Here is a 1,515-nt window from a genome sequence, read left to right as displayed (position 1 = left end):
GTTCCTAATGAGTTCTGGGAGTGAGCCATCCGGCAAACTCCTGGTGGGTAGGTAGCCGCCAACCGGTGAGCACTCCGGGTTCCTGGACGTCGAGTCCTGACGAAAGATCGTGCCCCGGCTGGTCGGTGTGGAGAGTTGATCGCTGATGGGATGTCGTGCCCGCCCGGTTGCGGCGTGAGCACTGCTTCATTAGGTCGCTGATGGTTCTCCTCCTGGCTACCGGTGGTGATCGGTTCGACAGGTGGGAGACGCGTTGCTGTTTGTGGGAGATGACTGGGCGGAGGACCACCACGACGTTGAGGTGATGGACGCTTGCGGCCGCCGGTTGGCCAGGGCCCGGCTGCCCGAGGGCGTCGTGGGTATCACGCGGCTGCACGCGATGATCGGCCAGTGGCTCGGCGACGACGTCGACGGCACCGAGGACGTCGCCGGACGGGTGAAGATCGGTATCGAGACCGACCGGGGTCCGTGGGTGCAGGCGCTGGTCGCTGCCGGGTACACGGTGTACGCGGTCAACCCGTTGCAGGCGTCCCGCTACCGGGAACGCCTGGCACTGTCCGGGGCCAAGAGCGACGCGGCCGACGCGCACATGCTGGCCGACATGGTGCGCACCGACTCGCACCAGCTGCGCCCGGTCGCCGGCGACACCGCCGAGGCCGAGGCGGTCAAGGTCGTCACCCGGATGCACAAGACGCTGATCTGGGAACGGACCCGCGCCGTGCAGCGGCTGCGGCACGCGCTGCGGGAGTACTTCCCCGCCGCGTTGGCCGCGTTCGAGGACCTCGACGCCGCCGACACCCTGGAGCTCCTCGCGAAGGCCCCGGACCCGGCCGCCGCCGCGAAGCTGAGCCTGGCGCAGATCAGCGCGGCCCTCAAACGGGCCCGCCGCCGCGACATCCCGGCCAAGGCCGCGGCGATCCAGGCCGTGCTGCGCGCCGAGTACCTCGGCCAGCCGGCGGTAGTCACCGCCGCCTACGCCACGTCGGTGCGGGCCCTGGTCGCGCTGCTGGTCACCCTCAACGAGCAGGTCAAGGCCCTGCAAGGGCAGGTGGAGGCCCATTTTGGCCAGCACCCGGACGCTGAGATCATCCTGTCTCAGCCCGGACTGGGTGCCGTCCTCGGCGCCCGGGTGCTCGCCGAGTTCGGTGACGACCACGACCGCTACGCCTCGGCCAAGGCCCGCAAGAACTACGCCGCGACCAGCCCGATCACCCGCGCATCCGGCAAGAAACGCACGGTTGCCGCCCGGTTCGTGCACAACGACCGACTCATCGACGCCCTCATGACCCAGGCGTTCTCCTCGCTGAAGGCCTCGCCGGGCGCCCGCGCCTACTACGACCGGCAACGCGCCCGCGGCGCCAGCTACAACGCCGCGCTGCGCCAGCTCGCCAACCGCCTCGTCGGCATCCTGCACGGATGCCTCAAAACCGGCACGCCCTACCACGAGGCGACCGCCTGGTCGCATCACCTCAACGAGGCTGCTGCTTGACATTCAAGCTCCTGGGATGTCTTTCG

At 69.3% G+C, this 1,515-nt stretch carries 1 protein-coding gene; it reads left to right on the top strand.

Features of this window, described 5'->3' with window-relative positions; all coding sequences use genetic code 11:
• Window positions 1-253 precede the first annotated feature (253 nt).
• Window positions 254-1,489 (top strand): IS110 family transposase, encoded by a 1,236-nt coding sequence (locus tag AB0C02_RS33565; RefSeq protein ID WP_357553238.1) that lies wholly within the window; start codon window positions 254-256, stop codon window positions 1,487-1,489.
• Window positions 1,490-1,515: the final 26 nt, after the last annotated feature.

Source organism: Micromonospora sp. NPDC048999, assembly GCF_040649295.1.
GTDB lineage: Bacteria > Actinomycetota > Actinomycetes > Mycobacteriales > Micromonosporaceae > Micromonospora.
Note: the sequence above shows the minus strand (reverse complement) of the source record. Positions and strands in the feature narration are given on the sequence as shown.